Origin of the sequence: Nostoc sp. FACHB-892 (assembly GCF_014698795.1) — a bacterium.
In the GTDB taxonomy this organism is placed as follows: Bacteria; Cyanobacteriota; Cyanobacteriia; order Cyanobacteriales; family Nostocaceae; genus Nostoc.
Genome location: NZ_JACJTR010000108.1, coordinates 1 through 7499, shown reverse-complemented (window position 1 = coordinate 7499; position 7499 = coordinate 1). Strand labels below are relative to the sequence as shown.

5 protein-coding genes and 1 pseudogene are annotated in these 7499 nt (G+C 42.2%); 3 read left to right on the top strand and 3 right to left on the bottom strand.

What is annotated here, in order from left to right:
* Positions 1-462: 462 nt before the first annotated feature.
* Positions 463-912 (bottom strand): orange carotenoid protein N-terminal domain-containing protein, encoded by a 450-nt coding sequence (locus tag H6G96_RS39610; protein ID WP_190919980.1) that lies wholly within the window; start codon positions 910-912, stop codon positions 463-465.
* A gap of 326 nt (positions 913-1238) precedes the next feature.
* Entirely contained in the window at positions 1239-1412 is a 174-nt protein-coding gene (locus H6G96_RS39605; protein WP_190919978.1) for a hypothetical protein, read from the bottom strand.
* 241 nt (positions 1413-1653) lie between these two features.
* On the opposite strand from H6G96_RS39605, the gene fdhD reads away from it, so the two are divergent.
* Positions 1654-2493 (top strand): formate dehydrogenase accessory sulfurtransferase FdhD, encoded by an 840-nt coding sequence (gene fdhD / locus H6G96_RS39600; RefSeq protein ID WP_190919976.1) that lies wholly within the window; start codon positions 1654-1656, stop codon positions 2491-2493.
* Positions 2494-2805: 312 nt separating this feature from the next.
* The gene (locus H6G96_RS39595) at positions 2806-4509 is read left to right on the top strand and encodes a pseudouridine synthase (protein ID WP_190919974.1); all 1704 of its coding nucleotides are present in this window, start codon (positions 2806-2808) and stop codon (positions 4507-4509) included.
* Positions 4510-4663: 154 nt separating this feature from the next.
* On the opposite strand, the gene H6G96_RS39590 is transcribed toward H6G96_RS39595, so the two are convergent.
* Positions 4664-6163 (bottom strand): multicopper oxidase domain-containing protein, encoded by a 1500-nt coding sequence (locus H6G96_RS39590; RefSeq protein ID WP_190919971.1) that lies wholly within the window; start codon positions 6161-6163, stop codon positions 4664-4666.
* Positions 6164-6840: 677 nt separating this feature from the next.
* On the opposite strand from H6G96_RS39590, the pseudogene H6G96_RS39585 reads away from it, so the two are divergent.
* Positions 6841-7065: pseudogene (locus H6G96_RS39585) on the top strand (pseudouridine synthase); the annotation flags it as partial.
* Positions 7066-7499 lie beyond the last annotated feature (434 nt).

Genomic DNA, 7499 nt, shown 5'->3' with positions numbered 1-7499 from the left:
GGTTTGCAATAATGCCTCTACTTGTTTTTCTGGAGATTGCTTTTGCGCCATGTGATATATTCTACGGCGCTATGTGCATCTATCTACTTTTTATTTTTTGCACTACCCCGATTTATTGAGCGGATACCCTTTTTATGTCTATTTTGGAAAAATAGACCTTTTTTAACGATTGATATAAACAAGCCTTATAATTTTACTATCTATAGGCAACAAAAACTTATCTTTGACCCTGCTTAAATAACTAGTCAACTCAAAATAATTGCTTTTTTATAACTTTTTCAGCAAGCCCTAAGTATTAAGTCGAACATGATATTACATCACGACTACCGCAAAGATGAGTATCTGTGCGGTAGTTCTAAATTAACGTCTATTAAAGTAGAGCAAAAGGAGCCAGATTTAGCTTAATTTGCTATTTTCAGTTGCCCTCAATTCTAGAAAGTATTGAGAGTTCTTAGACTTATACTAACCGAACGCTTGCACCACACTCAACATAAAATTAACGCGCTGCTCAAACTCTAGCTTTTTGATCATTGCGACAAATTCATCCGTTTCACCAGGAAGTTGATAGTCTGACGGTACTTGAATGACGCTTCCATTGTCCATTCCTTGTGCCAACAGTAGCCAAACGTCTAATTTGGCATTAGGACTTAGAGCAGTATAGCCTTGGGTGATATTGTTATTTGCACCATTAATAATGTCGCGTTGTGCTTGCAGTTGCTCTTCTTTAGACAAGTTCTGGATTTGGTCAAACACTGCTTTAGCAAGAGCTTCAACGCTTGAAGGAGGTGCTGGGTTTAGTTGTTCTTTAAGGTCGAGGTAACCGAACCAAAGTAGGGCTAGCTGAGTATCTACATCAAAACCTTTAAAGGTTTCTAAAGCTGGTTTTGTTGCTTCATCGGCTGTGTAAGTCATAAAAAACTCCAACTAAGTTAAGGTTATTTTGATTTCCTCAGTTACTTACTGAGAAGGTTTGCTTTGAGTACTTCATATAACTTAACGAACAAATGTAGATAGATAACCCCACTTAGGGTAGGTATAACACTCACTACATAAGATAGATATAGATAACTCAAGTTGCTAGTTACAAAAATGCCTGCTTCGATGTATGGAGAGTAAAGATAAATGTTAAAACTTAAAGTAGCGTCTATGACAGTAAGTGATCGCTTAAAGAGGTTCTTGATTATAATGCGATCGCGCGTCTGGAAAAACAAACTTAGATTACAGTAAGTTTATATCACCTATATCACTCCAAAACTTGCAGCCATGTCCGCCGCCAAAGATTTTGAATTATCAAATGATGTAATATTTCCTCTACGATTTAACTCAATGGGAGGGAAAAGCAAATTTAAAATCTGATTACGAATTGCTTGTGCAAGAGTTCCTCTAGTGATATTTTCAACAATCAGTTCCAAAAGAATGTAGTTGCAATCAATATAAATATTAGTATCAAAATTTCAATTCACCGAAGAGACAGGGGGGAGGGAGCTATTAGCTGGGGGAGCAAGCGCTTCCCAAGAGGTGGAGCGGAGCGTCTCGTAGAGAAGAGAAGCCCCGTCCTTCTAGGACGCTTGAACGAGACGGAGTACAAGCTCTGTCTCAGTTTTTCCGCCTCCGCCCCTGCTCCCTTGCCTGTTTTGACCAACTCTTATAAATATGAGAATGCCAACTACAAGTAAGACAAAAGCCACTGTTTGGATAGTAGAAAATGGTAAAATGCGATCGCGTTTAGACCAACTTACTACCGAGGAACCTTTAGAAATTCGCCTTGCCCCTCTTCAGAAGACGGTAGCTGTAACTATGCGAACACCAGGAGCAGATTTTGAACTAGCTGCTGGTTTCCTCTACAGTGAAGGAGTCGTTAGCCACAGAGAAGATATCCGACGTATTAGTTACTGTGTGGATGAATTGGTAGATGGTGAACAACGCCATAACATCGTAAATGTAGAACTGCGAGATGGTTTAATTCCAGACTTACAGCCTTTGGAGCGTCATTTCTACACTAGTAGCGCCTGTGGAGTGTGTGGTAAAGCTAGCCTTGAAGCTTTGCGTCTGCGGGGATGTCCAGTGATTCCTTCTGGCCCAACAGTAACACCTGAAATCATTTACAGCCTACCTGATAAACTCCGGGCTGCTCAAGGTATCTTCACAGCTACAGGAGGTTTGCACGCTGCGGCTACCTTCAATGCTCAAGGACAACTGTTAAACCTGCGCGAAGATGTTGGACGACACAATGCTTTGGATAAATTGATTGGTACAGCTTTGCTCTGTGACGAGTTGCCTTTAAATAATTGTATTGTTTTGGTAAGCGGACGCTCTAGTTTTGAGATTTTGCAAAAATCTACAACTGCTGGAGTTCCCATTGTCTGTTCTGTTTCCGCTCCCAGTAGTTTGGCGGTGTCTGTTGCCAAAGAATTCGGGATCACCTTAATTGGATTCCTGCGCGGAAAACGGTTCAATATTTACACTGGTTTGCAAAGAATAAACGCTACTTAAGAACAATACCTCTGCCAATTTACGAGGGTAAGTTGATGACGCTTTAACTATTAACTCGTCGTTCTCTGAGGTTTGGCAAAAACAATAAGTCCTAAAAATTTTTTAAGGTTTCCCACAAGGTTTTTTAACGTATTGCCCGCAGTAGAAAAGTTCTAAAAGTCTCAGCTACCTTATAAGGTAAACGCTGATATATTGCCATAATTATCAACCAAATATATGCAGCTTCACAAAGAAACGGTATTACTACGAACTTGCTAGCAAAAGCAATAATTTCAGATGTTAAGATCAGCTAGATTTGCAAGCATACTTTGTATGGTAGTTCTGCACGCACTTTCAGATTTCATTGACTGCGATTTTGCGATCAGCGACTCATCTCCTAGTTATTGGTACGAAGGGCGTTGTCTCCAAAGTGGCGCAAGCTTAAGATTACCCCGCACCTCGATATCTGAAGCGATCGCCCACGGGCTAATGCAACAACTTGCCAACAATGACTGTTATTCTCGTGAAGGCAAGATGTATGGAATACTATTAGTTGAACTGCCTAATGGCGAACAAAAGGTACTCAAAGCCTTCTCCGGTCTTTTGAATGGTTGCAGTGTGGTTGAGGACTGGGTTCCACCAATTCCAGGACGAGACGAAGTTGCTTTAGAAGAAACCCGTACTTTAGTACAGCTGGACGCGATTAAACAAGAAATTATTACCTTAAAGCAACTGACCGAACGCCAGCAGTATGAAACCCTGTCTGATGAATTTAAACAACAGTTGCAAATAATGAGCGATCGCTATCGCCATAGCAAACAGCAAAGACAGGAAAAACGTCAGCAAATCTGCAATACACTTACAAAAGAAGCACTTAAAATTGCTCTTGAACAACTTGACGAAGAAAGTCGTCAGCAAGGAATTGAGCGACGACAACTTAAACGTCAGCAGAATGCTGTATTACAGCCCCTCCAGCAGTTAATTGCAGCGACAGATGCGCGAATTAGCGAACTGAAACAACAGCGTAAAGCACTGTCCCGGCAATTACAAGCTCAGATGCACGCTACCTACAGCCTGACTAATTTTTCTGGGCGATCGCTATCATTACAGCAATTGATGCCAGGAGGCTCCCCCACAGGCACAGGAGACTGTTGTGCCCCAAAGCTGCTCCATTATGCGGCAACACATAATTTAAAACCATTGGCAATGGCGGAGTTTTGGTGGGGAATGTCTTCAGTAAATCAGGATAAAATTCAGGGAGAATTTTATGGAGCGTGTGCTGAACGATGTCAGCCATTGATGGGGTTTTTGCTCTCTGGGTTAAGTTACAACCCCCCAACCCCGCTACCTGCAAGGGAAGGGGGAGTAAGAAGCCCCTCCCCTATCAGGGGAGGGGTTTGGGGAGAGGTCATACCCATTATTTATGAAGACGAATGGCTGATTGCTGTAAACAAACCGACTGGATTACTTTCAGTACCTGGGCGTTATAGCGATCGCCAAGATAGTGTCTTGAGTCGCTTTCGTCATCTGTTACCGGATGGGATGACGCTTGCATCTGTGCATCGCCTAGATCAGGAAACTTCTGGGATTTTGTTGTTGGCACGCGATCGTCAAATCCATCGGCAACTCAGCCAGCAGTTTCAGCAACGCCAGGTTCACAAGGTTTATGAAGCAGTACTTTCCGGTGCTGTTACAGTCGAACAAGGTGTGATTGAATTGCCACTATGGGGAGATCCTGAAAATCGCCCTTATCAAAAAGTTAATTGGCAGCACGGTAAACCCAGCTTGACACACTTCCAGGTCATAGCGAGAGAACAAGATTACACCCGCGTAGAATTTACGCCCCTCACAGGACGCACCCATCAATTAAGGGTTCATGCGGCTGATGCGCGAGGGCTTGGGGTGAGTATTTTAGGCGATCGCCTTTATGGATGCTGTGCAGTCACCAGTCGCTTACATCTGCACGCCAGAGAACTTCGCTTCGAGCATCCGCAGTCAGAAAAAACCCTGCATTTACAAGCAATTACACCTTTTTGACGTTCAACGAAGAGGACTTGGGGACAAGGCGAAAGACTTGTTGCAAGTACTCATACCATTTTACGAAAGAATTGATACAAATTTTTTTGCCTCCCCTGCTCCCCGTGCTCCCCCTGCTTTCCCTACCCCCTGCCTTATCTCTAAGCGTTAATGCCTATAAAGGTGGGGCTGGAAGTGGCTTTGCTGCCACTGCAAAAGGTGAGCGTCCGCCTTGTCCCACTTCAAATTGATTCATCATATCGTGGTCTTCGTGAACCGCATTGTGGCAGTGTGACATATATTTACCTGTATTAGGGCCAAACTTACCAATTACTCGTATAGTTTCGTTTTCCCCAACATAAAAGACATCTTTTAACCCACGCTCGTAAGGAAAAGGTGGCTTACCATTACGGTCAAGCATTAGGCAATCAATTAGGTGAAGGTGGATAGGATGAAACGCACGACCTGATGGGTTAGACAATTTCCAGATTTCAACATCGCCTAATTTAGGATTAGCATCAATTCGGATGTTATTCCAGGCTTTGCCATTGATCACCCACAGATTATTAGAGCGCTCATACTGAAATTCTCTGGTTCGCACTGCTGAAGATTCTGGGATAGGCTGGATTGTACGTAACCTGGGGGGAATAGAGCTATTATCTGGTTCACGCCGCACAACATCAAAGCGCATAATTTGATTCGTACCGTCGTAATTCGTGTTGTTAGGAAGTCCGAGATTTCGCAGCACTACCTGAGAGCCGACTGGGTATTTAGAAAAGTCAATAATAAATTCGTAACGTTCTGCCGTCGCCAACCGGAAATTTTTGACTTTAACTGGTGCGCTCATTAATCCAGCATCAGTGCCAATCATAATAAAATCATCGCCGTTGCTCAGGGCAAGATTATAAGAGCGCGAAATCGAACCATTCAAGATCCGGAAACGGTATTTACAGGTATCTACCTCCATGCGCGGCCAAGGCGCACCATTGACCAAAATGACATCACCATATTGACTAATTTCACCCTGGGTATTGAAGACTAACCTGCCAGTATTAGTAAACTGCTTATCTTGGATAAACAGTGGTACATCGTATTTACCCTTGGGTAAAGGTAGTCCAAGCTCAAAGTCATCTTGAACAAGGTACATACCTGCCAAACCCATATAAACATTACGCGCAGTATTATGAATGGCGTGGTCGTGATACCATAACGTAGCTGCGCGTTTGTTCGGATAGACGTAATCTTTGTAGAAACCCGGTGGTGTCAAATCTTCAGCATAGCCATCGTACTGCGGTAACGATGCCATGCCATGCAAGTGAACTGATGTTGGTGTGTCGACACTGTTATTGATAAAGCGAATAATTGATTGTCGCCCTTGACGTTGCTTAATTGTGGGGCCAGGAGCAATACCGTTATACGCCCATATCTGCGTTGTTCGCCCAGGCAAAATATTGACCTGAGCTTTTTTCATCGTGATCTGGTAGTAATCTGTGGTCGCATTACTCCGCACTGGTTTAAGTACTGGCGGTATGGGAAGTTTAACACCAAAACGACTAGGCTGAGGACTACCAGCAGTTGCTGCTTGTCCACGAGATAGCAAGCCTATAGGAATCAGCAAAGAACCACCTGTAAGCGCTCCTAGCTTCAGGGCTTCTCGTCTAGTTATTTTTATCACTTTTATTTCTTTATTGGTGTATTGTGAAATTGACCTGAATGGTTCTAGCAATCAGTAGATTTCAAAAAGTTTGAAATCCTAAGATTTACGTACTATACAAACACATCATCTTGTGTATTAGTGTAAATAGGTTATTTTACCTTTTTACAAACCATCTTTTATCAGTTGCATAGTATTTTTTATTTTTTTGTAAATTTTTGTTTGTTTGTTAAATTTACAAATATATTCACCAAAAGTCAACCAGTTAATAATTAAATTAAACCTCACACCACTACAAGTGACATGATTCCTGCTTCACTGTTTGGATCTCTACTTCTTTTTAAGTTTAGGAAAGCCAACACCTTATTGACTGAGTTTTTTAAGTTAGTGAAAAAGTATTTGTACGCTGGTTATAAATTTTTGAGTAACTTCTGGAGAGCAAACTTATCTACAACGTTCAGCCATTCAATCTCTTTTTTTAGCACAGTTAATTGCTGATTAAAACCATTATAATTTAATGCTTTTCCTTGATGTTAAGTCACGAGTGGTGTAGGGCAGAAATCAAGAAGAAACAGTCTATCGCCGTGTAGATAACGGCTATGCTGAAGGACACGCACAATTACAAACAACTGAAGTGCGTAGGTGTTAGCACGCGATCGCCGACACCTAGGGTAACTCAGCTAGCAGTTTCAGCAACGCCAGGTTCACAAGAGCAAAAAGTTCATTGGCAGCACGGTAAACCCAGCTTGACACACTTCCAGGTCATAGCGAGAGAACAAGATTACACCCGCGTAGAATTTACGCCCCTCACAGGACGCACCCATCAATTAAGGGTTCACGCTGCTCATGCGTGAGGGCTTGGGGTGAGTATTTTAGGCGATCGCCTTTATGGATGCTGTGCAGTCACCAGTCGCTTACATCTGCAGTAAACCAAAAAGTTTTTCTCCAAAAAGCGAACACTAAAATATTTGTAGCTTTTAATACTTGTAAATACAGGATCTTCTAAGCAGCAGACATGGTATAAATTATAATTACTTATGATTAGCTAATTCATAATTTGTTAATGCTAACCGGATGGAATATGAATATTTTCAACTATTTGATATTTCCGCTGTAGGGCTTGAGACAAAAAGGCTAATACCAATTTAATGTGAAGCTACATATAATAAGGAGAAACAAACTCGGTAAGTGAGCATACCCATGAGTCGCCCATTTAAGATTGAGATCGCCGAGAGCGAAGAGGAACTAAAAAAACGCCTACAAACAACGTCTTTGGGAAACCAGAAAGAAAAGTTACAGATGTTGTGGTGGCTGGCGAGTGGGCAAGTCAAGGAACAACAAGAAATAGGGCAACGTT

Bases quoted from the DNA above. Each gene is read 5' to 3' on its own strand.
- H6G96_RS39610 (WP_190919980.1), bottom strand. From the start codon at position 912: ATGACTTACACAGCCGATGAAGCAACAAAACCAGCTTTAGAAACCTTT.
- fdhD (WP_190919976.1), top strand. From the start codon at position 1,654: ATGAGAATGCCAACTACAAGTAAGACAAAAGCCACTGTTTGGATAGTA.
- H6G96_RS39595 (WP_190919974.1), top strand. From the start codon at position 2,806: ATGGTAGTTCTGCACGCACTTTCAGATTTCATTGACTGCGATTTTGCG.